21 protein-coding genes and 2 tRNA genes are annotated in these 24,092 nt (G+C 68.6%); 13 read left to right on the top strand and 10 right to left on the bottom strand.

Annotation, left to right across the window (positions count from 1 at the left end; translation table 11 throughout):
- The first annotated feature begins 31 nt into the window (after nucleotides 1-31).
- The 4 genes from AS25_RS05280 (at nucleotide 32) to AS25_RS05270 (ending at nucleotide 1,884) form a co-directional block, all read left to right on the top strand.
- Nucleotides 32-105, top strand: a tRNA-Ile gene (locus tag AS25_RS05280).
- Between the two features lie 49 nt (nucleotides 106-154).
- Entirely contained in the window at nucleotides 155-277 is a 123-nt protein-coding gene (locus AS25_RS15440; RefSeq protein ID WP_255359867.1) for a hypothetical protein, read from the top strand.
- A 53-nt stretch (nucleotides 278-330) separates the two neighbouring features.
- Nucleotides 331-403, top strand: a tRNA-Ala gene (locus AS25_RS05275).
- Nucleotides 404-588: 185 nt separating this feature from the next.
- A complete protein-coding gene (locus tag AS25_RS05270; RefSeq protein ID WP_035962789.1) occupies nucleotides 589-1,884 on the top strand; it encodes an Nramp family divalent metal transporter in 1,296 nt (431 codons plus the stop codon).
- Nucleotides 1,885-2,065: 181 nt separating this feature from the next.
- Here AS25_RS05270 and AS25_RS05265 read toward each other — a convergent pair whose 3' ends face one another.
- Nucleotides 2,066-2,971 carry a hypothetical protein gene (locus tag AS25_RS05265; RefSeq protein ID WP_035962782.1) on the bottom strand — a complete coding sequence of 302 codons (906 nt, stop codon included), beginning with the start codon at nucleotides 2,969-2,971 and terminating at the stop codon, nucleotides 2,066-2,068.
- A 167-nt stretch (nucleotides 2,972-3,138) separates the two neighbouring features.
- Between AS25_RS05265 and AS25_RS05260 the strand changes: the two genes are divergently transcribed.
- The 5 genes from AS25_RS05260 to AS25_RS05240 all read left to right on the top strand — a co-directional run bounded on the left by AS25_RS05260 (nucleotide 3,139) and on the right by AS25_RS05240 (nucleotide 8,058).
- Nucleotides 3,139-3,684: a peptidylprolyl isomerase gene (locus AS25_RS05260; RefSeq protein ID WP_035962777.1), complete on the top strand. Its 546-nt coding sequence runs from the start codon at nucleotides 3,139-3,141 to the stop codon at nucleotides 3,682-3,684.
- A gap of 103 nt (nucleotides 3,685-3,787) precedes the next feature.
- Nucleotides 3,788-4,543, top strand: a complete 756-nt coding sequence (locus tag AS25_RS05255; protein WP_253270482.1) for a rhomboid family intramembrane serine protease — start codon at nucleotides 3,788-3,790, stop codon at nucleotides 4,541-4,543.
- Between the two features lie 441 nt (nucleotides 4,544-4,984).
- A complete protein-coding gene (locus AS25_RS05250; protein ID WP_035962775.1) occupies nucleotides 4,985-6,235 on the top strand; it encodes an MFS transporter in 1,251 nt (416 codons plus the stop codon).
- Between the two features lie 17 nt (nucleotides 6,236-6,252).
- Entirely contained in the window at nucleotides 6,253-7,251 is a 999-nt protein-coding gene (locus AS25_RS05245) for an amino acid--tRNA ligase-related protein (RefSeq protein WP_035962773.1), read from the top strand.
- Nucleotides 7,252-7,383: 132 nt separating this feature from the next.
- Nucleotides 7,384-8,058 carry a DedA family protein gene (locus tag AS25_RS05240; protein ID WP_035962770.1) on the top strand — a complete coding sequence of 225 codons (675 nt, stop codon included), beginning with the start codon at nucleotides 7,384-7,386 and terminating at the stop codon, nucleotides 8,056-8,058.
- Here AS25_RS05240 and AS25_RS05235 read toward each other — a convergent pair.
- Nucleotides 8,042-9,043, bottom strand: a complete 1,002-nt coding sequence (locus AS25_RS05235; RefSeq protein WP_035962768.1) for a zinc-binding dehydrogenase — start codon at nucleotides 9,041-9,043, stop codon at nucleotides 8,042-8,044. The genes AS25_RS05240 and AS25_RS05235 overlap by 17 nt on opposite strands.
- 93 nt (nucleotides 9,044-9,136) lie before the next feature.
- Here AS25_RS05235 and AS25_RS05230 point away from each other — a divergent pair, with 93 nt between their 5' ends.
- Nucleotides 9,137-10,393 carry an MFS transporter gene (locus AS25_RS05230; protein ID WP_035962995.1) on the top strand — a complete coding sequence of 419 codons (1,257 nt, stop codon included), beginning with the start codon at nucleotides 9,137-9,139 and terminating at the stop codon, nucleotides 10,391-10,393.
- A 93-nt stretch (nucleotides 10,394-10,486) separates the two neighbouring features.
- On the opposite strand, the gene AS25_RS05225 is transcribed toward AS25_RS05230, so the two are convergent.
- The 3 genes from AS25_RS05225 to AS25_RS05215 form a co-directional block, all read right to left on the bottom strand.
- A complete protein-coding gene (locus AS25_RS05225) occupies nucleotides 10,487-12,148 on the bottom strand; it encodes a thiamine pyrophosphate-dependent enzyme (RefSeq protein WP_035962765.1) in 1,662 nt (553 codons plus the stop codon).
- A 202-nt stretch (nucleotides 12,149-12,350) separates the two neighbouring features.
- Nucleotides 12,351-13,781 carry a sugar porter family MFS transporter gene (locus AS25_RS05220; RefSeq protein ID WP_035962763.1) on the bottom strand — a complete coding sequence of 477 codons (1,431 nt, stop codon included), beginning with the start codon at nucleotides 13,779-13,781 and terminating at the stop codon, nucleotides 12,351-12,353.
- Nucleotides 13,782-14,036: 255 nt separating this feature from the next.
- Nucleotides 14,037-15,293, bottom strand: a complete 1,257-nt coding sequence (locus tag AS25_RS05215) for an ROK family transcriptional regulator (protein WP_035962761.1) — start codon at nucleotides 15,291-15,293, stop codon at nucleotides 14,037-14,039.
- 339 nt (nucleotides 15,294-15,632) lie between these two features.
- Here AS25_RS05215 and AS25_RS05210 point away from each other — a divergent pair, with 339 nt between their 5' ends.
- A complete protein-coding gene (locus AS25_RS05210) occupies nucleotides 15,633-16,487 on the top strand; it encodes a phosphatase PAP2 family protein (protein ID WP_035962760.1) in 855 nt (284 codons plus the stop codon).
- 146 nt (nucleotides 16,488-16,633) lie between these two features.
- Here the strand turns inward: AS25_RS05210 and AS25_RS05205 are convergent, their stop codons facing one another.
- The 4 genes from AS25_RS05205 to AS25_RS05190 all read right to left on the bottom strand — a co-directional run bounded on the left by AS25_RS05205 (nucleotide 16,634) and on the right by AS25_RS05190 (nucleotide 21,388).
- Nucleotides 16,634-17,044, bottom strand: a complete 411-nt coding sequence (locus AS25_RS05205) for a universal stress protein (RefSeq protein ID WP_035962758.1) — start codon at nucleotides 17,042-17,044, stop codon at nucleotides 16,634-16,636.
- A gap of 41 nt (nucleotides 17,045-17,085) precedes the next feature.
- Nucleotides 17,086-18,594 carry an APC family permease gene (locus tag AS25_RS05200; RefSeq protein ID WP_035962988.1) on the bottom strand — a complete coding sequence of 503 codons (1,509 nt, stop codon included), beginning with the start codon at nucleotides 18,592-18,594 and terminating at the stop codon, nucleotides 17,086-17,088.
- Nucleotides 18,595-18,839: 245 nt separating this feature from the next.
- Nucleotides 18,840-20,351, bottom strand: a complete 1,512-nt coding sequence (locus AS25_RS05195) for a peptide MFS transporter (protein WP_052160731.1) — start codon at nucleotides 20,349-20,351, stop codon at nucleotides 18,840-18,842.
- 206 nt (nucleotides 20,352-20,557) lie between these two features.
- Nucleotides 20,558-21,388, bottom strand: a complete 831-nt coding sequence (locus AS25_RS05190; protein WP_035962754.1) for an aldo/keto reductase — start codon at nucleotides 21,386-21,388, stop codon at nucleotides 20,558-20,560.
- 145 nt (nucleotides 21,389-21,533) lie between these two features.
- Here AS25_RS05190 and AS25_RS05185 point away from each other — a divergent pair, with 145 nt between their 5' ends.
- Complete coding sequence (locus tag AS25_RS05185; RefSeq protein WP_052160730.1) at nucleotides 21,534-21,872, top strand: hypothetical protein; 339 nt, start codon at nucleotides 21,534-21,536, stop codon at nucleotides 21,870-21,872.
- 79 nt (nucleotides 21,873-21,951) lie between these two features.
- Here AS25_RS05185 and AS25_RS05180 read toward each other — a convergent pair whose 3' ends face one another.
- Nucleotides 21,952-22,644 (bottom strand): hypothetical protein, encoded by a 693-nt coding sequence (locus tag AS25_RS05180; RefSeq protein ID WP_084118029.1) that lies wholly within the window; start codon nucleotides 22,642-22,644, stop codon nucleotides 21,952-21,954.
- Between the two features lie 43 nt (nucleotides 22,645-22,687).
- On the opposite strand from AS25_RS05180, the gene AS25_RS05175 reads away from it, so the two are divergent.
- Complete coding sequence (locus tag AS25_RS05175) at nucleotides 22,688-24,025, top strand: CynX/NimT family MFS transporter (RefSeq protein WP_052160729.1); 1,338 nt, start codon at nucleotides 22,688-22,690, stop codon at nucleotides 24,023-24,025.
- Nucleotides 24,026-24,092 lie beyond the last annotated feature (67 nt).

Here is a 24,092-nt window from a genome sequence, read left to right as displayed (position 1 = left end):
ATCAGAGGACGATTCTGGCGGTGCACGCTGAGGGCGTATAGCTCAGACGGTTAGAGCGCTTCGCTGATAACGAAGAGGTCCCAGGTTCAATTCCTGGTACGCCCACCCATCGAATTCCCACCAACCGCGAGACGATCTCGTTCGGAGGGTCCCCATGAAGGCACGAATCGCAGCCCTGGCCGCACTGGCCGGCTTGTCCGTGGCAGCCTTCAAGTCCTGGCGCGAGGCGGAGGCCAAGCGCGAGGCGTGGAATTCGGCCGTGGACCCCGTGGACTGACCGTCCCGGTACCGCGATCCGCGTTCTGCGGGATCAGCACCACAATTGAACACGGGGCCTTAGCTCAGTTGGTAGAGCGCCGCCTTTGCAAGGCGGATGTCAGGAGTTCGAATCTCCTAGGCTCCACACCCGAGAACCCCCGGGGACCGCAGCATCGGTCCTCGGGGGTTCCTTCGTGCCGGGCCCGTCCCCGGTCCTCCGCGGGGACACACCCGCCACACTTCGCCACCGAAAGGGTGTGGCGCACCCAGCGTGAAAGACTGCATGAGCACAACTGTGACCTGACTCATGCCCGAAGTGTGGAGCCCCCGATGCGCGACAAGACCCCGCTGCAACCCCTTCCGTCCATCGACCCCGATGAGTCGTTGGAGAAGGTCAAACGGTGGCAGCTGATCGGCCCCGGTCTCGTGGTGGCGGCCACGGGCGTGGGTGCCGCGGACATGGTGGCCACGCTGACCGCCGGCTCGCGCTACGGCTACACCCTGTTGTGGGCAGTCATCGCGGGCACGATCATGAAGATCGTGCTCGTGGAGGGCGCCGGTCGGTACTCGCTCGCGAGCGGGCGCACCATCTTCGAGGGCTGGCGCTCCCTGGGCCGGTGGACCTCCTGGTACTTCGGTCCGTACATCCTGATCTGGGGATTCGTGTACGGCGCCACGGCCATGTCCTCCTCCGCCCTGCCGCTTGCCGCGCTGTTCCCCATCCTGCCCCTGTGGGCGTGGGCCATCCTCATGGGCCTGATCGGGTTCGTGATCGTGTGGGCGGGGCGCTACGCGGTGATCGAGAAGATCACCGCGGCCATGGTGGGGATCATGTTCCTGGTCATGGTGGGGCTCGCGATCATCACCCTGCCCAACATCCCTCAGATGCTCACCGGGCTGATCCCCGTGATCCCGCAGGGCGGTGTGGTCTACACCCTGGCGCTGGCCGGCGGTGTGGGCGGTACGATCACCCTCGCGGCCTACGGCTACTGGCTGCGGGAGAAGGGCTGGCACCAGCCGCGGTGGATGCGCGTGATGCAGCTCGACAACACCGTGGCCTACACCGTGACCGGCATCTTCGTGCTCGCGATGCTCGTGGTGGGCGCCGAGGTCCTCTATTCCGCCGGCTACGCCATCAGCGCCGGGGACAAGGGCCTGCTGGACCTGGACCAGGTGTTACGCGACCGCTACGGGGACGTCATCGGCATCACGTTCCTCGTGGGGTTCTGGGCGGCCTCGTTCTCCTCCGTGGTGGGCGTGTGGTCCGGGGTGTCCCTGATGTTCGCCGACTACTGGGGCAACGTCCGGCACAAGCCCAGCGGCCACCCGGACACCCGCAACGGCGGCAAGTACTTCAAGTTCTACCTGCTGTGGCTCACGTTCCCGCCCATGCTCCTGCTGCTGCTGGACCGGCCCGTGTTCCTCATCCTGCTCTACGGCGTGCTCGGGGCACTGTTCATGCCGTTCCTGGCGGTCACGCTGCTGGGACTGCTCAACACGTCCCGCACACCCAAGCGCTGGCGTAACGGTATGTTCACCAATGCAGTCCTGGTGGTCTGCGCCGTGCTGTTCATCATCCTGGGTATCTACCAGTTGTGGGACACGGTCTCCGGCATCTTCGCCTGAGCCCCATCGCACGAGGCCGCGGTTCTCCCCGCACGGTCCGTGCGTTCTCCCCGTACGGCCCATGCGTTCTCCGCGTACGGCTCGTGCGTGTTCTTCTAGTCCGACGACGACGGCGCCGCGCCCCCTCAGGGGACGCGGCGCCGTCGTCATGCGGCTACGCGCGGTGAGCGCGAGAACCGGCTCAGTGCTTGGGATCGCCCGGGTTGTGCTTGGAGCGGTTGTCCGGGGTGCCCATGTCGTCCGTCTTTGAGCCCTTGATCTGCTCCTTGACCTCGTTCACGGTCTGCTTGGCGTCCTCGGCCACGGACTTCACGCTGTCCGAGGCGCGGTGGGCGGCCTGGGAGGCGGTGCCCTCCTTCTGGGCGGAGGAGGTGGGGTCCTCGACGTCGTCCACCTTCACACCCGTGCCGGCGGCGACCGTGGAGTTGGTGTTGACCGGGGAGGCCGACACGCGCGGGGAGGCGGTGGCGGGGGTCTTCCAGGGGTCCTGCACCGGGCGGGACGCGCGCCACGCGGCCACACCGGCCACGCCACCGGCGGCCAGCAGACCGAGGAGCAGCAGACCCTTGTGGCCACCCTGGGCCTTCTTCTGCTGCTTGGCGTATTCCTTGGCCGAGTTCTTCGCGGCCTTCTGGATGCGCTTGACGGTCTTCTTGTCACCGGTCAGCTTGGCCACGAGGGCGTCGAACTGGTCCGAGGTGTCGGCGTCCGCGACCTTGGAGGCCAGCGCGGCCACGGCACCGGAGTACTTGTCCTGTGCCACGGCACGACCCTCGGCGGTCTTCTTGGCGGCCTTCGCGGCCAGGGGAGCGGCGGCAGCGGCACCGGCGGCCTTGGCCTTCTCGCCGCGGTGCTTGATGTCCTCGCCGAGGTTCTGCGCCTTGCCCAAACCGTCCTGGACGTAGGGACCCGTGGCCTCCACACCGCTCGCGAGGGCGGACGCACCCGCCTGCACGCCGTGCTGCAGCTTCTCCCCGAGCTCACCGATCTCGGTGGAGAGCCAGTCCCCGGCGCTGACGACCTTGGACTCGGCGTTCTTCCGGGCGTGCTCGGCCTGCGTCTGGGCCTTGCTCTTGAACAAGCTCATTGTGTGTCCCTCCTACAGTGGTGACCGTAAAAATCTCCACCTTCAGCATACGGTCTGACAACCCCGGGATTCCCGGGGAAAAGCGACACCCCAGCCCTTTTCACTGTGCGCTGAACACCTCGGGAGCGTTCTGTCGGCCCCGAGGACGCCGTGCCACAATGTGAATCATGACTTCCGCTATCGCCACGCACAAGGCCACCATCCACACCAACCACGGGGACATCGTGGTGGACCTTTTCGGCAACCACGCGCCCAAGACGGTCAAGAACTTTGTGGGTCTCTCGGACGGCACCCAGGAATGGGCGGACCCCCGCACGGGTGAGAAGCAGAACGGCCCGCTCTATAAGGACGTCGTCTTCCACCGCATCATCAAGGACTTCATGATCCAGGGCGGGGACCCGCTGGGCCAGGGCATCGGCGGCCCGGGCTACAACTTCGACGACGAGATCAGCCCCGAACTGAACTTCAACGCCCCGTACGTGCTGGCCATGGCCAACGCCGGTACCCGCAACGGCCGCGGCACCAACGGCTCCCAGTTCTTCATCACCACCGCGCCCACCACGTGGCTGCAGGGCAAGCACACCATCTTCGGTGAGGTCGCGGACGACGAGTCCAAGAAGGTCGTGGACGAGCTCAACAACGTGCGCACCGGCGGCCAGGACCGCCCCGTGGAGGACTGCGTGATCACCTCCATCGATATCGAGAAGCTCTGACCCGCAGCTTCCACGCCCGGCACGAAGCCCACCCGGTCCCCGGGTGGGCTTCGCCCGTATCCGGGCCCCGTCCAGCCGCCCCGCCCACTCCCGGAGGATGACCATGACCCACCACCCCCACGACCCCCGGGACGATCGACGGCCCGCAGGCTCACCGGACGGCCCCGCCCCGTGGAGCGGCGAACCCGTTCCCGCGCCCCGGTACGGGCAGTACGTGCACGGCCAGACGTCCGCCGACCCGCGCGGTGCGCAACGCGGGGGTCACGACGACGCTGCGCAGCGTCGTCGTCGCCCACGCCGGGTCGGGGCCATGCCCGTCACGTGGACGCTCATCGGGATCTGCGCGGTCATGTGGGGCCTGCAGTGGCTCACGAGCCTGTTCACGCCCTACAGCCTGACGAGCATCCTGGGCTACGCCCCCGCGCTCACGGACACCCAGCCGTGGCGGATGCTCACGAGCGGTTTCGTCCACGCGATGCCCTCCCCGCTGCACCTGCTGCTCAACATGTACACGCTCTATCTCTTCGGTCGGATGCTCGAGCCGCTGCTGGGGACCTGGCGGATGGCCGTCCTGTTCGTGGTGTCCGTGCTGGGCGGATCCGTGGGAGTGCTGTTGCTCGGTAATCCGTGGGTGCTCGTCATCGGGGCGTCCGGCGGCGTCTTCGGGCTCTTCGGCGCCATGTTCGTCTTCATGCGCCACTTCAAGAACAACATCACGCCCATCGCGGTGTTGATCGCGATCAACCTGGCCTTCGGTTTCCTGGTGGGCGGCATCGCGTGGCAGGCCCACGTGGGTGGGTTGATCGCGGGTGCCGTGGTGGCGCTCGCCATGCTGCCGGGGCTGCGCCGCCGGTTCTGACATTGCCGACCCGATGGCTGTCCACAGGGGTTGTCCACACCTGTTAACAACTTACAGATGTGTAATTCCACAGCTGTGAACACCCCTGTGTATACCGTGACAGCGCGCTAGGACTGCCCTGTAGGGGACATGTCGATCGCGATATGCACAAGGTTCTCCACACCTGTGGATAGCCCTCGTGCACGGGGTGGGGACAGTTCACGATCGTGACCTCACCCACACGTGCGCGGGCTGGTGAATAAAACGCGCGTGCACCGTGTTGTATTGATCCTGTGCCCGCCCGGGTGCTGTCCGAATGGTCCGCCCGCGCGGTTCGCCCGCTACGAGCGCCTGCGCGGTGCGCCGTCGTCGGCCACGGACCGATCGGCGCGGCCTCTCCGGCCACTCGCCCACCTCCCTCCGGGGAGCCCCACCTGCGAATCCTCGAAAGGTCGCGCGTCCATGTCCCAGTTGACCCCCGCCCGTCGCAGACTCGCGCTGTTCGCCCTGGCCCTGGGTGGTTTCGGCATCGGCTGCACGGAATTCGCGTCCATGGGACTGCTGCCCCAGATCGCCCAGAACCTCCTGCCCGATCTCTACGGTGCGTCCTCCGAGACCGGGATCGCACGCGCCGGGTGGCTCGTGAGCGCGTACGCCATAGGTGTCGTGGTCGGGGCCCCGGTCATCTCCTTCTTCGCCGCGAAGTCCTCCCGCACCACGATGCTGCTGGTGATGGCCGCGGCACTGCTCATGGGCAACCTCGCCTCGGCAATCGTGCCCACGTTCGAGTCCCTCCTGGTCATGCGGTTCCTGGCGGGTATTCCTCATGGCGCATACTTCGGTCTGGCATCCCTCGTGGCCGCCACCGTGATGGGGCCGGGGAACCAGGCCAAGGGTGTGGCACTCGCGCTGTCCGGGCTCACGGTCGCCAACATCGTGGGTGTCCCCGTGATGACGGCGGTCGGTCAGGCCTACGGCTGGCGCATGGCGTACATCGCGGTGGCCGTGGTCTTCGCCGTCACGGCGATCGGCGTGTGGCTGACCGTCCCCCACCAGGACCGGGTGGTCGGAGCGAACCGGCGCCGTGAACTGCGGGCGTTCCGGCTGCCCCAGGTGTGGATCGTCATGGGGATCGCGGGGATCGGTTTCGGCGGGTTCTTCGCGATCTACAGCTACCTCACCCAGATGAGCCGTGAGCTGGCCGGGCTGTCCGGCGCCGGCATCCCGTGGTTGCTCGCGGTCGTGGGAATCGGCATGACCCTGGGCAACATCCTGGGCGGGATCAGCGCGGACCGCAGCGCCCGGCGCACCATGGCCGTGGGCTTCCCGGTGCTCACCGCGGCACTGTTGCTCGTGGGAGCGCTCGCGGGATCCCCCGTGGGGATCTTCGTGGCCGGGTTCCTCATGGCACTGGCCAACTCGTTCATCATGCCCAGCATCCAGAGCTGGCTCATTACGGCCGCGGGACCCGCCCAACTCATGGGCGCATCGCTCAACCACGCGGCGTTCAACGTGGCCAACTCGATCGGGGCCCTACTGGGCGGTGCGGTGATCTCCGCCGGTTTCGGCTACCGCTCCCCGGCCCTCGTGGCGGCCGCGCTGGCAGTCATTGGAGGTCTCCTCGCGCTCGCGGGTGTCAAGCGCCAGAAGGCGGACCGGCGGCGTCGGCTCGAGGCCGGCCTCCCGGTGACGGCCTCGCAACAGGCCGTCTGACGCCCCACCCGCGCGGGATGGACCTGTTGCGTCAGCGCTCGCTCGCGGTGGACACCGTGCGCCGCGTGTTGACCGGGCAGGGCTACCGCGAGGTCGAGACACCGGTGCTGAACACGGTGCACGGTGGGGCCTCGGCGCGCCTGTTCTGCACGTACATCAACGCGTACGGGATGGACCTCACGCTGCGGATCGCCCCCGAGCTGTACCTCAAGCGACTGCTCGTGGCGGGCAGCGGGCCCATCTTCGAGGTGGCCCGCAACTTTCGCAACGAGGGCGCGGACGCGACCCACAACCCGGAGTTCACCGCGCTCGAGGCGTACCACCCGTTCGCGGACTACACGGTCATGCGCGAGCTGACCGAGACGATGATCAAGACGGTGGCCCAGGCGTTGCACGGTACCCAGGTACTGCCCCTGTACGACGTGCACGACCCCGACGCCGCGCCCGTGCTGACCGACGTGTCCGGGCCGTGGCCCGTGATCACCGTGACGGATGCGGTGAGCAAGGCGGTGGGGCGGCGGATCTCGATCGAGTCGGACTTCGAGACCCTGCTCGCGGTGGCCGCGCAGCACGACGTGGAGATCGGTCCAGGCATGGGCCCCGGGGCGGTGCTCGAGAGCCTGTACGAGGAGCTCGTGGAACCGCACACCGTGTTCCCCACGTTCTACTGCGACTTCCCGGAGGAGACCTCCCCGCTCACCGCACCCCACCGCTCCGAGCGCGGTCTCGTGGAACGCTGGGACCTGGTGGTCAACGGCATGGAACTGGGTACGGCGTACTCCGAGCTGACCGACCCGGTGGTCCAGCGCCACCGGCTCACGGAGCAGTCGCTCAAGGCCGCCGCGGGGGACCTCGAGGCCATGCAGGTGGACAATGATTTCCTGGACGCCCTGGAGGTGGGCATGCCCCCGGCCGGTGGCATGGGGATCGGGCTGGACCGGCTGGTCATGCTCATGACCGCCACGACCATCCGCGACGTCCTGAGTTTCCCGTTCGCGAAGCCGCAGCAGCCGTGATCGCACCCCGCGCGACCCCGGTTGCGGGCACACCGCGGGACGAACGAGCTACCCCGGGCGAGCGCCGTCGTCCGGGGAGGAACAGGACCGTGGTGCGCGGCACCCGGCCCACGAGGAGAAGAGTGGGTCACCATGACGCTTGAACTGCTGCACACCGCGGGAACGCTGATCCCGCAGCTGCCACCCTTGGGGGATCCCGCCCAATTGCTCGAGCAGCTGGGGCCGTGGGCGCTCGCCGGGACCACCCTGATGGTGTTCGTGGAATCGGGGCTGTTGTTCCCGTTCCTGCCCGGGGACTCCCTGTTGTTCACGGGCGGGCTGCTGCACGAGGCGCTGCAGGTCCCGCTGTGGCTCATGATCCTGGTGCCGTTCATCGCCGCGGTCGCGGGGGACCAGGTGGGCTACTTCCTGGGTAACCGGTACGGCCGGCGCTTCTTCTCCGACGACGCCCGGTTCCTGAAGACCTCCTACCTCACCCGCACCGAGGACTTCTTCCTGCGCTACGGCGGCAGGGCGATCGTGCTCGCGCGCTTCGTCCCGATCATCCGCACGTACGTCCCGCTCGTCGCGGGTACGGCGCGCCACCCGTACCGCCGCTTCGTGGGGTGGAACGTCCTGGGCGGCTTCCTGTGGGTGACCATCATGGTGGTGGCCGGGTCCCTGCTGGGCGGGATCCCGCTGATCCGTGACCACGTGGACCTGATCGCGATCCTGATCGTGGTGATCTCCGTGATCCCGGTGGCCCTGCAGATCCTCAAGGGGTTCCGGGACCGGGGACCGCAGGAGAGCCCTACGGGACGATCGTGAACTTCACGTGGCCGTCCCCGCCGCGTTCGGCGATCCGCAGCACCTCACCGGCCTCCTCGAGCGGGTGCACGGGACCCAGGCAGTAGTCCACGCTCACCTCGTCGTCGTGGATGCGGCGCACGGCCTCGTGGAAGGACACGAGACCGGGCTCGGACTGGGCGGCCACGGAGGCCTGCAGACGCACGCACTTGCGGAAGGTCTCGAAGATCGGGACGGGAGCGGGATCGAAACTCTCGTACAGTCCGAACCAGCCCACGATCCCGCGGTGGGCCACGATCTGCACCGCCTCCGCGCGCAGCGCGTCCGAGCCCACGGCCTCGATCACCAGGTCCGCACCGTTGTTGCCCGTGAGTTCCGAGACCACGGAGGCCAGGTCCTCGTCCGGGACCCGGACCGTGTGCGCGCCCAGTTCCCGGGCGATCCGCAGGCGTGATTCCTGCTTGTCCGAGACGATCACCTGCTCGAAGCCCCGGCGCAGCGCGTCCTGCAGGAAGAACAGGCCCGCCGAGCCCGCGCCCATGATCACGCACGTTCCCGCATGGCGCTCGGGCACCTCGGTGGGCCAGTAGAGGTCCATCGCGTACAGGCACGTGCCCATCTGCTGGGCCATCATGTAGCGGCGCATCTGCGTGAGGTCCGAGGGATCCACATCACCGGGCAGGGCCACGGCGTGGTCGTCGTCCAAAAGCATGAACTGCGCGAACGTCCCGCCCATCTCCCCGGGGGGAACGCACAGCACCGGGGTCCCCACGGGGAACCTCCGTGAGCGCGATTCCGTGACGACCCCCACGCCCTCGTGCCCGGGGTATCCCGCCCGCGTGGGGCCCAGGGGGTGCAGCGTGCCGTGCAGCACGGCATGCAGATCCGAGCCGCACACGGAGGCCGCCACGACCCGCACCACGAACTCGCCGTCCCGCGTGGCCTCCGGGGCCGGCCACTGCTCGATCAGGATGGTCCCCTTCTCGGGGACATGGGTTGCGCGCACGATGACTCCTCCACGGCGGGGACGAACAGGCTTCCGTCCTCACCGTACGGCACCGGTGTGGTCCGCGTGACAACGTACCGGTAACCTGTGCGGGTGAAACTTCCCCGGGCCCTGCGGCCGTTCTCGTCACGTGCGTACACGGTGCTCGCCGTGGCCATGTGCATGAGCGTCTTCGGCTCCGGGTTGTGGGCCGTGGCCCTCGTGGCACGGGTCATGGCGCTCGGGGGCTCCGCGGTGCAGCTGTCCCTCGTGACGGCTGCCGGCGCGGTGGGCATGGTGTGCTTCGTGCTGCTGGGCGGCGTCACGGCGGACCGGCTGCCCCTGGGTCTGATCCTGCGGTGCGTGGAGGTCACCAACCTGGTCACGGCCCTGACCATCGTGATCCTCACCTGGACCGACACCCTGGCCCTGTGGCACCTCGCGCTCGCCGCGTTCGTCTTCGCCGCCGCCGTGGGGTTCTTCTACCCCGCCTACTCCGCGGCCCTGCCCAGGATCCTGCCGCCCGATCAGCTGCTCGCGGCCAACGGCGTGGAGGGCACGGCCCGCCCCCTGCTGCAGATCGCGGCCGGGCCCGCGGTGGGCGGGGTCCTCACGGGCCTGGCCCTCCCGGGGGCGTCCGTCCTGGCGATCGCGGTGTGCCACGCGATCGCGCTGTCCTTCATGCTGCGGTTACGGATCCCGGAACGCGAGGTCACCGGGCCGATCCCCGCGGTGGACACCGCCCGGCCCTCCGTCCTGCGCGATCTCGTGGACGGGTTCCGGTACTGCGTGCGCACCCCGTGGTTGCTGTGGACGCTCTTGTGGGCCATGAGCGCGGTGTTCCTGTTCATCGGCCCGCTCGAGGTACTCGTCCCGTTCCTGGTGGTGGACCGGCTGGGCGGATCGCTCGCGAGTTACGGCGCCATGCTGGGGCTGTACGGAGTGTCCACGGCCGTGGGCTCGAGCATCATGGCGTCCGTCCAACTGCCCCGCAAGTACCTCACGACCATGGTCTGGCTGTGGGGTTTCGGCACCCTGCCGTTCGGTCTGGTGGGCGGCACCGACTCGTGGTGGGTCATGGCGGCGGCGCTGTGCATCTTCGGGGCCACGGGTGGCGCGGGTCAGGTCATCTGGGGCACGCTGCTGCAGCGGCGGGTGCCCGGGCACATGCTGGGGCGGATCTCGTCCCTGGACTTCTTCGTCTCGCTGTCCCTCATGCCCATCTCCATGGCCGTGGCCGGGCCCGTCTCACAGCTGCTGTCCCCGGAAGCGATCTTCTGGGGCGTCGCTCTGCTGACCCCCGCGCTCGGCGTGGTCGCGGTCGTCGTCGGGCGGATGTACCGGGACCAGGCCGCCCACCCCTTGCGGTGATCCCGGCGCGCGTGTCCTGAACGGACGACGACGCCGCGGCGCCCCTCCCTGAGGACGGGCGCCGCGGCGTCGTGACAAGTATTTATATCGGGATCAGTATGCCTTGTTGCGCTGCTGGACGACCAGGTGGATCAACGCGAACGTGTGGTCCTCGTCGATCGCCTTGTAGGCCTGCTCGAGCGCCCCGGGGATCTCGGACTCGCGCTCCACGCGCACGCCGAAACCGTGGAACGCCGTGGCCATGGCCGCAAAGTCCGGGTTCTTCAGCTGGGTCCCTGAGACGTGACCCGGGTAGTGCTGTTCCTGGTGGGTGCGGATGGTGCCGTACTCCTGGTTGTCCATCACGATGACCAGGGGAGTGGCGCCGTACTGCGCGGCGGTCGCGAGCTCCTGGCCGTTCATGAGGAACTCACCGTCCCCGGCGATCGAGATCACGCGGCGACCGGGGTAGTTCAGGGACGCCGCCACGGCGGAGGGGATCGAGTAACCCATGGAGCCGTTGCGCGCGGAGATCATGGACGCGTAGCCGTTCGTGGGGAAGTAGCGGTGGGCCCAGTTGGTGTGCTCGCCCGCGCCGAAGGTGACCATGGCGTCCTCGGGGAGGGTCGCGACGAGGTTCGCCATCATGGTGTCCATCGAGGCCGGGCCGTCCGCGGGGGAGGCGTCCTTGGGGGTGGAGAAATCCACCTGCTGCTGACGCATCCGCGCGCACCAGTCCCGCCACACGTCCGAGACGGGCAGGTCCATGCGCACCAGGTCACGCACGAACACGTCCGGCTTGGCCACGATCTGGTAGGTCACCGCGCCGGAACGCCCGCGCATGGAGGGGTCCATGGTCACGATGAAGTTCTTCTTGGTCCAGTCCTGGCGCACCAGGAAGCCGTTGGTGATCACGTCACCGGGGACCGTGCCCACGAACACCAGCAGGTCGGTCTCCTCCAGCAGGTCGTAGGTGGGCTTGGGGCGGCCGTAACCGATGGGTCCCACGTACGAGGGGGAGTCGAACGGGACGGTGCCCTCGCAGCGCCACTCCGCCGCGGCGGGGATGTGGTGTTCCTCGAGCCAGGCGGTGAAGCGCTGCGCGCCCTGCGGGGTCCAGTCGTTACCACCGAAGACGAACAGGGGCTTCTGGGACTCCTTGAGCGCGGACTCGAGGGCCTTCCAGTCCTCCACGGTCATCCCGCCGCCGGCCACCGGGATCTCCGGGTGCACCGTGGGCTCGATCTGCCGGGTGATCACGTCCTCGGGCAGGCCCACCACCACGGGCCCCGGACGCCCGGAACGCGCGGCGAACATGGCCTCGGCCACGTACTCGGAGGCCCGCTCCGCGTGGTCCAGGACCATCACGCGCTTGGCCCCGGAGGCGAACCACTGGTGCGGGTCGAACTCCTGGAACGCTTCCTTCTCACGGTGCTCGAACGGGATGAGTCCCACGAACAGCACCATGGGCGTGGAGTCCTGCCACGCGGTGTGCAGGCCCACGTGCGCGTTGGCTGCGCCGGGACCGCGGGTCACCATGGCCACGCCCGGGACGTCGTTCATCTTCCCGTCCGCCTCCGCCATGTACGCGGCGCCACCCTCCTGGCGGCACACCACGGTGTCGATGGGGGAGTCGTAGAGACCGTCCAGGACGTCCAGGTAGCTCTCGCCGGGAACCACGTAGGCGCGCTCGACCCCGTGCGCCGCGAGGGAATCCACGATCACGTGGCCCGCGGACTTGCGTCCTGAGGTCGAGGAGTCGGTGTGCTGCGTCATGGGAGGCTCTCTTTTCGCCGTTGAACGTGTCGTGCTTCCCGGGCCCCGATGCCCGGGCAGCGGCAAATCTGTCTTGAAAATACCCGAACACCGGACCCCTGCCGGTATTGCGACGAGCTGTTATCACGAACGTGAACCAGGTATGACGATGCCCCGGTGCGCGTGTACTGCGAACCGGGGCATCGGGACGGGGAGAGTGGGATCAGGCGTGCATGTCCTCGAGTTCCACGTTGTTGGTCTCCCGCACCATCTTGATGGTGAAGACCAGGGACACCAGCGCGAAGAACGCGTAGATGCCGTAGGTCAGCCCCAGCGAGAAGTTGGACAGGGAGGGGAAGGAGACGGTCACGGCCCAGTTGGCGATCCACTGCACCGCACCGGCCACGGCCAGCGCCGCGCCACGGATGCGGTTGGGGAACATCTCGCCGAGCAGGACCCACATGAGCGGACCCCACGAGACACCGAAGAACACGACGAACAGGTTGGCGGCGATCAGCGCCACGGGTCCGGCCACGGGGCCGAGCTCGGGGGTGAGCTGGCCGTCCACCATGACCTTGGTGGCGGTCGCGAACACCACGGACATCACACCCAGGGACAGGGCCATGCCGGCGGAGCCCACGAGCAGCAGCGGCCGGCGCCCGATCCGGTCCACCAGGAAGATGGCCACGATGGTCACCGCCACGTTGACCACGGAGGTGGCCACGGAGATGGTGAACGAATCGGACTCCTTGAAGCCCACCGACTCCCACAACACGTTGGAGTAGTAGAAGATCACGTTGATGCCCACGAACTGCTGCAGTGCGGCCAGGCCGATGCCCACCCACACCACGGGCTTGAGCCCGGCCATGGAACCGCGTAGGTCCGCGAAGCGGGGCTTGCGCTCGTTGTCCACGGTGCTGCGGATCTTGGAGACGCGGGCGTCCACGGCGTCGTCACCGTGGATCCGGGAGAGGACGGCGCGCGCCTCGTCCGGACGACCCACCGAGACCAGGTAGCGCGGCGACTCGGGGATCAGGAACGCGCCGATGCCGTACAGCACGGCGGGCACGGCCATGACCAGGAACATCCAGCGCCACGCGGCCAGTCCGAACCACAGCTCGTTGGCGGCGCCACCGGCCCAGTGGGCGAGCAGGGCGTCGATGAGCAGGGACAGGAAGATGCCCAGCACGATACCCATCTGCTGCAGGGAGCCCAGGCGTCCGCGCAGGTGTGCGGGGGAGACCTCCGCGATGTATGCCGGTGCGATCACGGACGCCACACCCACGCCGATACCGCCCACGACCCGCCAGAACACGAGCCATTCGATGGACTGCGTGAAACCGCAGCCGATCGCCGAGAGCAGGAACAACAGCGCAGCGATCTTCATGATGGGGATGCGCCCCGTGCGGTCCGCGATGCGGGAACCGAAGAACGCACCCACGGCGGCGCCCAGGAGGGCCGCGGCCACCGCGAAGCCCAGGGGCCCCGGACCCACGTCGAACGTGGACTGGATGGAGGAGACCGCGCCGTTGATCACGGCGGAGTCGTACCCGAAGAGGAGGCCGCCGAACGCGGCCACGGTGGTGATGCGAATGACCGCGCCGGTGTTCGTCTGATGACGCTCCGGCGAGTGTGCTTGCGCTGGATTGCTCATCCCGCAGCTCCCTTGCTGTACCGAAATTCAACGCTTCCCGCTCCCGGGGATCATGCCGTCCGTTCCGGGGATGTACCGGTCGAGGGGCCCGTACGAGGCGGGTTTTCGTCTCCTGGAACCAGCTCGTGGGACCAGGGAGGGCGGCTGCCGGGGAAGGACAGTGAACCCAGGGTAGGACCCAGGTCACAAAATGTCCATGAGTCGAAGACAAATTCCGTGCGTGTCGTCTGCGGCGGCCGGCGTGCCCCGGATGTCCTACACGGGGAGGGACGTCTCGGCCCGCGCACGGATGAGCGCACCCATGAGATGCGCCCGGGCCCCGAGCTGCGCTGTGACGATCCGCAGCCCGGACACGCAACCGCGCACCGCGTAGCGCTGCACCGCGTCCCGCACGGGATCGAGCAGCAGGTCCTCGGCGCGCGCGAGCTCTCCGCCCACGACCACGAGTTCCGGGTTGAACGCATTGCACAGCTGCGCCACGGCACCGCCGATCAACCGCCCGGTGTCCGTGATCACCCGGGTGCATCCGGGATCGCCGGCCAGCGCCTCCCGGACCACGTCACCCACCGATTCCGCGCGCCGCCCCGAGGAGGCCACGACGTCCAGCACGGTCTGGGAGGACACGAAGGTCTCGAGGCACCCTCGATTGCCGCACCGGCACAGCCCTGCGCGTTCGTCGAGCGTCACGTGGCCGATCTCGCCCGCGGACCCGGTGGCCCCGCGGTACAGCCCGCCGCCCAGGATCAGCCCGGCACCCACGCCGTGCGAGAGCTTGAGGTACGCCATGTGGGCCGTCCCGCGCCCCGCGCCGAGCGCGTGTTCGGCCACGGCCCCGGCGTTCGCGTCGTTCTCCACCACGGTGGGACAGCCCAGCGTCCCGGTGGCCAGCGCTCGCAGGTCCAGCCCGGCCCACGCAGGGAGGATGGCCTCCGAGCCGAGGCCGCGGCACTCGGCGTCCACGGGCGCGGGAAGGGTGAGCCCCGCGCCCAGGATGCGCTGGGCGGGGACGTCGAGCGAGGTCCGCAACTCGTCGAGGATCTCCCGTGCCCCGGTCAGTACGTCCTCGGCGCGGTGCCCGGCCGGGAGGTCGATGCGCCGCTGCGCGCGGACGTCCAGGTTCAGGTCCGCCACGGCCACGCTCGCGTGACGGTGGCCCACGTCCACGCCCACCAGGTAGCCGGCGCTCTCGCTGAAGTGCACGCGCTGCCCGCGCCGCCCGCCGTGCTCCGGTTCCATGGCGAGCAGGTCGCACGCGGTGAGCTCATGGACGATGGACGAGACCGTCGACGGCGCCAGGGCCGTCTCCCGCGCGATGCTCGCCTGGGTCGCCGCACCCAGCTCGCGCACCGCGTCCACGACCCTGCGGCGATTGGCCAGGCGCAGTGCGGCCTGCGACCCCGGGGCGGGCGGCTGCGCGGAGGCGGGCTGCGGCGAGGGCGGGTGTGTGGAGGGCGGGCCGGCCTGGGCCCGAGACTCTCGCGTGGAGCGCGGGGGTGGGGGTGTGGACGCCATCGTCTCTTCCCTTCTCGAATATTTCTTGAGGGCTGAGTGTAGTCAGTGTTCGGGAAATGAACTTTTGGAGCGCCCCGTGACGGTGTCCGCACCAGGAAGACGCACGTGAATGGACTATTCGTCCTCGCGGAGCACATACCAATCGAAACATGCAACCTTAAAAAGGTGTATTAGCACTACGTGTTTCACGTGAAACTTCGTTCCCAGCCCGCGGGGCACGGTGCGGCCGCGCAGCGATACCGGCCGTGGAACACCCCGGAACCTCGCGTCAGGGACGCCACACCGCGTGCGACACGCCCACTTCAGGAATCGTTGAGTGTCTCGTGTCACCATTGACACATGACCTATCCGGCGCAGCACACTTCCCCCTCGCCGGGCGGGTCCCCGTGGCGGTTGCCGCAGTTGCGTCACCGAGTGGCCGTTCCCTTGGTCACGGTGTTGCTGACGGCAACCCTTGGGCGTCTGGTGGTGTTGTCACCGCAGATCACCCACGGGGAGACCGCGTTGCTCGAGGGGCTCTCCCAGCATCGCAACGTTCTTCTGGACGCGGTGGCCACCGCGGTGCAGTACGCACTGTCCAACGGCGCGGTGGTGTTGATCATCGCCGCCGTCATCGGGTGGTTGGCCGTCCTCAGACGCCGCCCCCTCGACGCCACCGGTTTCGGGATCACCGCCCTCGCCGGGTGGGGTGCCGTGGGTCTGGTCAAGGTGTTCGTGGAGCGGCCGCGTCCCACGTTCCTGAGCGGGGAGGCCCTCGCACCGGTCACCGGCTCCATGTCCTTCCCGTCCTCGCACACGGGTGCGGTCGTTGCGATCGTGCTGGCCTTGGGTCTCGTGGCCTCCCGCCGTTCCTCACGGCGTCGGATCGCGCTGCTCGGCACGCTGGCCGTGGTGATCGTCGGGGCCGCCCGCATGTACTCGGGCGCGCACTACCCGTTGGACGTCCTGGCCGCCGTGCCCGTGGCCTGGGCCGGGGTCATGGCCGGGTGCGCCCTGGCCAACAAGGTGGTGCCCGCTCTCGCGTTCGGGTTCTCGTGGCGTCAGGCCGGGGTGTCCCAGCCCGCACCCGCGACCGTGCGCCGCGCCGGCTCCACGACGGCAACCGCGCCCGCGCCGTCGTACCGGCCCGCGCGGGGCAGCACCCCTCTGGACGGCGCCGCGCAGCACGACGAGCGCACCGACCGCGCGGCCTGAGCGCTCTTTCCATCACGTCCCACCGACGACGGCGGGCCGGACCTTGGGGGTCCGGCCCGCCGTTCCATGGGGCGATGGTCAGTGCTCGCGCGGTCCCGCCCGCCGGGTTCGTCGGCGCGTGACGGGAGGCTGTCGACGTCGCTCGCTCAGGCGGCGTCGTACCCCGCCTTCACGCACAGCACCGGGCACCCGGCCTCGAGCAGCAGACGCTGCGTGGTGGGGGCCATGATCAACTTGCCCACCGGGGTGCGCCGGCGGGTCCCGATCACGAGCAGAGCGGTCCGGTCGCGATCGGTGGCCTCGAGGATGACGTCCGCCGGATCGGCGTCGTGCGCCACTGGGACCAGCTCGTAGGACACGCCGCTCTCGTCGAGCGCGGCGCGGTCCTCCTGCATGGCGGCTTCGGTGTCCTCGGGGCCGGTGTGCCGCCCCCAGCGCTTGGTGTGATGGCCCTGGACCACCACGAGGTCCGCCGAACGCAGGGTGGCCTCGGCGATCCCGGCGCGCAGGGCGGCCCGGCCGGCGGGGGTGGGAAGGTATCCGACAACGATGTTCATGACGTCTCCGGGTCCGTGAGCGGGTGGGCGGGGGAGCGGACTCAGCGGTCCACGTCCTCCAGGTTGGCGAGGTCCTCGGGGCGCTGGAAGCGGGTGCGGCGACCCGTGAACAGGCGGGCGTACAGGAAGTTCAGCAACCACAGGACCAGGCCCAGGGCGATCAGGACGAGCGCGATCTGGTACTCGATGACGTCCTGCGCCCACGGCCCCAGCAGGAACGCGCACGTGATGGCGCCGAGGTAGGGCAGGACGCGCGGGGCGTGGAAGTAGTCGTGACCCTCCTGGGAGCGGTCGCGGCGCAGGATCACGGCGGCCACGTTGACCACGGTGAACACCGCGAGCAGCAGCAACGCCGTGGTGCCGCCCAGCGCCGCGGCGGTGCCCTTACCCATCGCGTTGTTCACCAGGATGATGAGCACCATGCCCAGCACGGTGGTGAAGATGATCGCGGTCCAGGGGGTGCGGCGCCCGGGGAGCACCTTGCCCAGGAAGCCCGGGATCACGCCCTGCCGCGCCATGCCGTAGAGCAGGCGCGAGGCCATGAGCATGTTGATCAACGCGGTGTTGGCGACCGCGAAGATGGTCAGGAACGGGTAGATGGTGTCGATCGGCAGCCCGGGGGCGCCGATGCGCACCACGTCCAGCAGCGGGGTCGTGGACTGTCCCAATTCACCGATGGGCACGATCGCCACCGTGAACACGGACACCAGCACGTAGATCACGCCGGTGATGCACAGGCCCAGCAGCATCACGCGCGGGAAGTTACGCGTAGGGTCCTTGGTCTCCTCGACCATGTTGACCGAGTCCTCGAAGCCCACGAAGGAGAAGAACGCGAGGGACGTGACGGCGGTCAGGGCCAGGAACATGCCCTTGTCGTCCGAGGTCTCGAAGATGACCGTGCGGCTGAAGTCCGCGTTGCCCTGGGCCGCGGCCCAGAACCCCACCAGGATCACGATCAGCAGGCCGGTGAGTTCGATGCACGTGAGCACCACGTTGAGCTTGACCGATTCGGACACCCCGCGCAGGTTGATCAGCGCGAGGATCGCCAGGAAGGCCACGGCCACGATGGTGATCCCCAGCGGGCCCACGTCCAGGTGGAAACCCTTGGCGAAGTTGGAGGCCACGGTGCTTGAAGCCGTCGCGGCCGACGTCAGTCCCGAGCACAGCACGGCGAACGTCACGAGGAACGTGAGGAAGTGGATCCCGAACGCCTTGTGCGTGTAGAGCGCCGCACCCGAGGCCCCGGGGTACTTGGTCACGAGTTCCAGGTAGGAGAACGCGGTGATCGTGGCCACCACGAACGCGATGAGAATGGGTGCCCACGCGGCGCCGCCGATCTCACCGGCGATGTTGCCGGTCAGCGCGTAGACGCCCGTGCCCAGGATGTCGCCCACGATGAACAGGAGCAACAGTCCCGGACCCATGACCCGCTTCAGCTCGTGCCCGCCCCCCGAGGACGCGGGTGCCCCGGAGACACCGGATGCGCCCGGTGTCCGGCTGTTCGCCGTGGATGCCGACGTGGCACCCTTCGACGCTGGTGAATCGCTCATGGTGTCCTCCACGGATCGGCCTCGTGCAGCCGCTGACTGGCACCCGTTTCCGATGACATGGATGTGACCCGCGGCTCATGCGTACAGGTAACCCTAAAGGATGCGGTCCGGGTGGTGGGAGCACCGGAGGACCCGGCGCGGCGAGCCGCGTGGGGGAAAGGCGCGGGCGGCGTCGTCGTCCGGTACGACGACGCGCCCCGCACCCGCCGCTGCGGGTACGGGGCGCGCGCCCACGGAAGGGGAACTCAGCGGATGCCGCGCATGAGCCGCAGGATCGGCTTGGCGGCGAGCAGCATGATGATGCCGAGCACGATGGTGATCGCACCCATGGTGCCGAAGTAGCCGACCTCGTTCTCACGGGAGTAGAAGCTCGCGAGGGAACCGGACAGGGCGGTACCGAGGGCCACCGCGAGGTTGTTCAGGGCCACCATCTGCACCGGGAACTTGCGCGGGGCGAGTTTGGTGGACAGGGACAACCCCACGGGGGAGAGGAACAGCTCACCCATGGTCGCGAAGAACAGGACCAGGACGATCCACCCCACGAACACGGAGGCAGTGTTCGCCTGCGTGATGAACAGCAGGAACGCCACGCCGATCGCCAGCAGAGCCACACCGAACTTCACGGGGGTGCTGGGCTGACGGGTACCGAGCTTGGTCCACATGGCCGCGAACACCATGCCGAACAGGATGATGAACACCGGGTTGATGGACTGCACCCAGGAGGGCGGGAACTCGTAGCCCAGGAAGTTCAGGTTCAGGCGGGTGTCCGCATAGATGGCGAGCACCGTGAACTGCTGCTGGAACAGGGCGAAGAATGCCGCGGTGGCGATGAACATGGGGATGAAGGCCAGGACCCGGGAGTGTTCCTCCGGGGAGAGGTCCTTGTCCCGCAGCATGATCGTGAACAACAGGATGGTCGCCACCAGCACCACGAGGACCACGGCGTCGGCCAGGTTGCCCGGGTTGAGGAGGCCCGTGAACAGCAGCACCAGGATGATCACCACGGCGGCCACGGCAATGCCGATCCACTTGCCGTACTGCGAGCGCGGCAGGGGGTTGGCTACGGTGTGCACGCTGGCGGGCAGGCCCTTGCGGGTGAGGACGTACTGGATCAGGCCGATCGCCATGAAGAAGGCGGCCAGGCCGAAGCCGAAGTGGAAGCCCCACGTGTTCCAGGCGAAGCCGGTCAGCAGGGGGCCCAGGAAGCCGCCGATGTTCACGCCCATGTAGTAGATGGAGAAGCCGGCGTCACGGCGGGGGTCCTCACGGTCGTAGAGGGTTCCCACGAGGTTCACGCACGTGGTCTTGAGGCCACCGGACCCCACGGCGATGCACAGCAGACCGATGGTCAGCCCGGCAACGCTGGGGATCAGGGCCAGGGCGATGTGTCCCGCCATGATGAGCACGGCCGAGGCGAGCATGGTGCGCTCGGAGCCGAGCAACCGGTCCGCGATCCAACCGCCCAGGATGGAACACAGGTAGACGGTACCGCCGTAAGCACCCACGATGCCCGCGGCGACGCCCTGGTCGATACCCAGGCCGCCATCGGAGACCGCGTAGTACATGTAGTACAGCACCAGTGCTTGCATGCCGTAGAAGGAGAAGCGTTCCCACATCTCCACGGAGAAGAGATTGGCCAGCATTCCTGGCTGGCCGAAGAAGGATTTGCGACCCGCGGGGTTGTGCGGGTCCACGTGTGTATTGGGAGCGACGGGCACGCTGCTGGCCTGGCCGCCGTCCGAAGTGTCGTGACTCATAACTCTCTATGATGCACCCGCGCGCCGGGTGCGGTGACCTTTGACGCCGTACGAACGTGCCCCCGGGGCCCTCTCGTGAGGACCTCGGGGGCACGTTTCCGGGGTATGTTGCCGCCGTGTCGCGGGGAGCCGACGCCGCCTCGTGACCGGCCGACGCCGCGTTACAGCAATGTGCGCCGCGTCACGGGACGCGCGTGTCGGAGATGTCAGTTGTTGAAATCGGCGGGGTCGGGGCCGAGGCGCCCGTCCTCGCGGGACAGCCCGCTGATCCGCTCGATCTCGTCCTGGCTGAGGGTGAGTTCCTGGGCGTCCCAGTTCTCCTGGATGCGCTCCGGGGTCACGGACTTGGGGAACACCACGTTGCCCAGGGCCAGGTGCCACGCGATGATGACCTGCGCGGGGGTGGCGTCGTGGGCGCGGGCGATCTCACCGATGGTCTCGTCCTGCAGCTCCACCTTGCCCTGGCCCAGAGGGGACCACGCCTCGGTCACGATCTGGTGCTGGGCGCCGATCTCGCGCAGACGCTCCTGGGTGAAGTACGGGTGCAGCTCGATCTGGTGCACCGCGGGGACCACGCCGGTGTCCAGGACGTCCTGCAGGGCCTTCTCCGTGAAGTTGGAGACGCCGATGGAACGCGCCTTACCGGACTCCTTGATCTCCTGGAACGCCTTCCAGGTCTCCACGTACTTGCCCTTCTCGGGCTGCGACCAGTGGATGAGGTAGAGGTCCACGTAGTCCAGGCCGAGCCGCTCGAGGGACGCGTCGATGGCCTGCAGTGCGGAATCGTGACCCTGGTCGTCGTTCCACAGCTTGGTGGTCACGAACAGTTCCTCGCGGGGGATCCCGCTCTTGGCGATCGCACGACCCACACCTTCCTCATTGCCGTAGATCTTGGCGGTGTCGATGTGTCGGTAGCCGATCTGGAGTGCCTTGCTCACGACGTCCTCGGCGACGTCCGCCGCGACCTGCCACACCCCGTACCCGAACTGGGGGATGGTGTTTCCGTCGTTGAGCTGCACGGTCTGGTTGGTGGGCATGAGGGCAAATCCTTTCGTTGACAACTACCGCTCAGTCAACTGCCTACCGGGTGGTTCTGACAAGCCCTTTACGTTCTGGGTGAAGTCCCTGGTGGGGGCCGGTATCCGGGCGGGAGGCCCCGCGGAAACATGATGGAATAGGGGTATGCAGTTCAATTTCCGGCGCGTCAAATCCCCCGCTTACCTCACGTCCGTGGGTCTCCTGCTCATCGGTCTGCTGTTCGCCCTGGCCTCGGTGGCCGTGGCCGCCTGGATCTTCTTCCTCCTGGGTATCGCCCTGAACGTGGTGACCGTGAGCGTCACGGACGTTCCCGACTCCGCGTCCCGCGCTCGCGGTGCCGGCACCCGGGTGGTCGTGGAGCCCGAGGCGGACACCGAGCAGCACGCCGCGGTCCCGCCCGCCGGATCGTCTCCTGCGGGCTCGTCGTCCCTGCGCCGGGACGAGGAGCGGGTCCAGGACGCACGCGAGGGTTCTCGCCACTGACCCTGCCCCCGGCAGTGCGTCGTCGTTGCGCAGCATCGGAGCTGATGACGACGGCGCTGCACGGCGCCGCGCCCCGCGGTCAGTTCATGGCCGCGGCACGGTAGATCTGCTGCACCGTCAGTTCGGGCAAGCGGGTTTCGATCCCCACCGTGTTCTCCGGGTCCGAACGCAGGTAGCGGACGAGACCGTGGGATCCCACGGCGAGCTTCTCGGCGTCGGCGACCGCGTAGACCGCGTCCAGCTGGGCCGTGAACGCCTTGCCCTGCGTGGGATTGACCCGCAGCGTGAGGTGCGCGGTCACGGTGTCCGAGACCCCGTTCTCGTCGAAAGGTGAGGACACCTCCAGCTCACGCACGATGCCCACACCGTGGCCGATCACTCCCGGCAACCGCGCGGCCAGGTGGCCCCGGGCGCGGGCGAACGCGCCGCGCAGCACCGCGACCCAGGACAGCGCGGCCAGGACGAGCACCACCGCGATGACCCCGAGCCACAACCCGTTGCGGGTGTCCGTGTACCGGATGGCGCTGAGCACCACCACGAGCGCGGAGACCAGGGGGATCACGAGCAGCAGGGACGTGGTCCACTTCTCGCGCAGGGTGGGCTTGGCGGACAGCTCGGGATCGGCACCCGGGGCCCCGGTGCCGGTGCCCGCGGAACCGGTCCCTGCGGCGTCGCCCGACGCGGGTGCGCGGCCCAACTGGCGCATGGCTGCGGCGTCGAACGCGCGGTCGTCAACGGTCACGGGCGCGGGCCAGGTGTCGTGGGAGTCCATGCCTCCCATTATGGTGGCAAGGACGTCCAGGAGAGGTGGCCCCGTGCCCGCAGTCAATCCACGCCCCGAGCGTTCCGTGTCCGCCCGTGGGCCCCGCGCGGGACTGCTGTTGGTCGGCGTGCTCCTGCTGGGGGCCAACCTGCGGGCGGGGATCACCGCGGTGGGTCCGGTGCTGCCGCAGATCGAGCACCAGGTGGGGTTGAGTGCGTCCCAGGCGTCGCTGCTCGTGAGCCTGCCGCTCGTGGCGTTCGCCGTGATCTCCCCGTTCGCCCCGCGGCTCGCGGAGGCGCTCGGGCTCGAGCGGGTCCTGGGTCTCGCGCTCGTGGTCCTCGCGGCGGGCATCGTGGTGCGCTCGGTTCCCGGACCCGGACTGATCTGGGTGGGCACGGGCCTGCTGGGTGCGGCCATCGCGGTGCTCAACGTGCTCATCCCGTCCCTGATCAAGCGTGACTGGCCGCATCGGATCGGCCCCATGACGGGCGTGTACCAAGCGGTCACGGCGCTGACCGCGGCGCTCGCGTCCGGCGTGGTGGTGCCCATCGCGGACGTCGCGCCGTCCGGGTGGCGGTTCGCGCTCGGGATCTGGGCCGCCGTGGCGATCATCGGCGTGGCCGTCTTCCTGCCCTGGATCCTCGGGATGGCCTCCCGCGCGGGCTCGAGCCCCGCGGCCTCACGGGCCGGGGCCCCCGGCTCGGCGGCCCCCGATGCTACGACGCCCGGTTCGCAGACTCCGGTTCCAAGGGCGGACGACGACGCCGCGCCGGCGGTTCCCCCGGCCGTCACCGCGTCCGTTGCGCGCTCCCGGGCCCGGCTCCCGCTGGGCTCCGCCCTAGCCTGGCAGGTGACCGTGTACATGGGCCTGCAGTCCACCGTGTACTACACGATGGTCACGTGGCTGCCCGCGATCCAGATCTCCAACGGTGCCACCCCGGTCCAGGCCGGGTGGTACCACTTCGCGTTCCAGGCGTGCGGGCTCGTGGGGACGCTCTTCGCCGCGTTCATGATCCCCCGGCTCCGGGCGCAGTCCGGTCTGGGTGCGGTCTTCGCGGCCTCGGCGGTGATCGGCCTGCTGGGTCTGCTGTTCGTCCCCTCCCTGTCCCTGCTGTGGGCGCTGTTCATCGGGTTCTGCACCGGCGGGGCGATCGTGCTGGCCATGGCGTTGTTCGGGCTGCGCACCACGGACTACCACCGGGCCGCGGCCCTGTCCTCCATGGCGCAGAGCGTGGGGTACCTCTTCGCCGCTCTCGGTCCCGTGATGATCGGGGTGTTGAAGGACGCCTCCGGGTCCTGGACCGTACCGCTGCTCGTGATGGTCGGGGTGGCCGTGGCGCAGGGCGTGTTCATCGCGCTCGCGGGGCGGCGTCGCACGCTGGGTGCCTGAGCGGACTGCACGGGGCGGGTCGAGCCACCCGGGTCCTTAGATATAAGAAATATTTGCCGCGTCAATA

This window comes from Kocuria marina (assembly GCF_000786655.1).
Classification (GTDB): Bacteria; Actinomycetota; Actinomycetes; order Actinomycetales; family Micrococcaceae; genus Kocuria; species Kocuria marina_A.
Note: the sequence above shows the minus strand (reverse complement) of the source record. Positions and strands in the feature narration are given on the sequence as shown.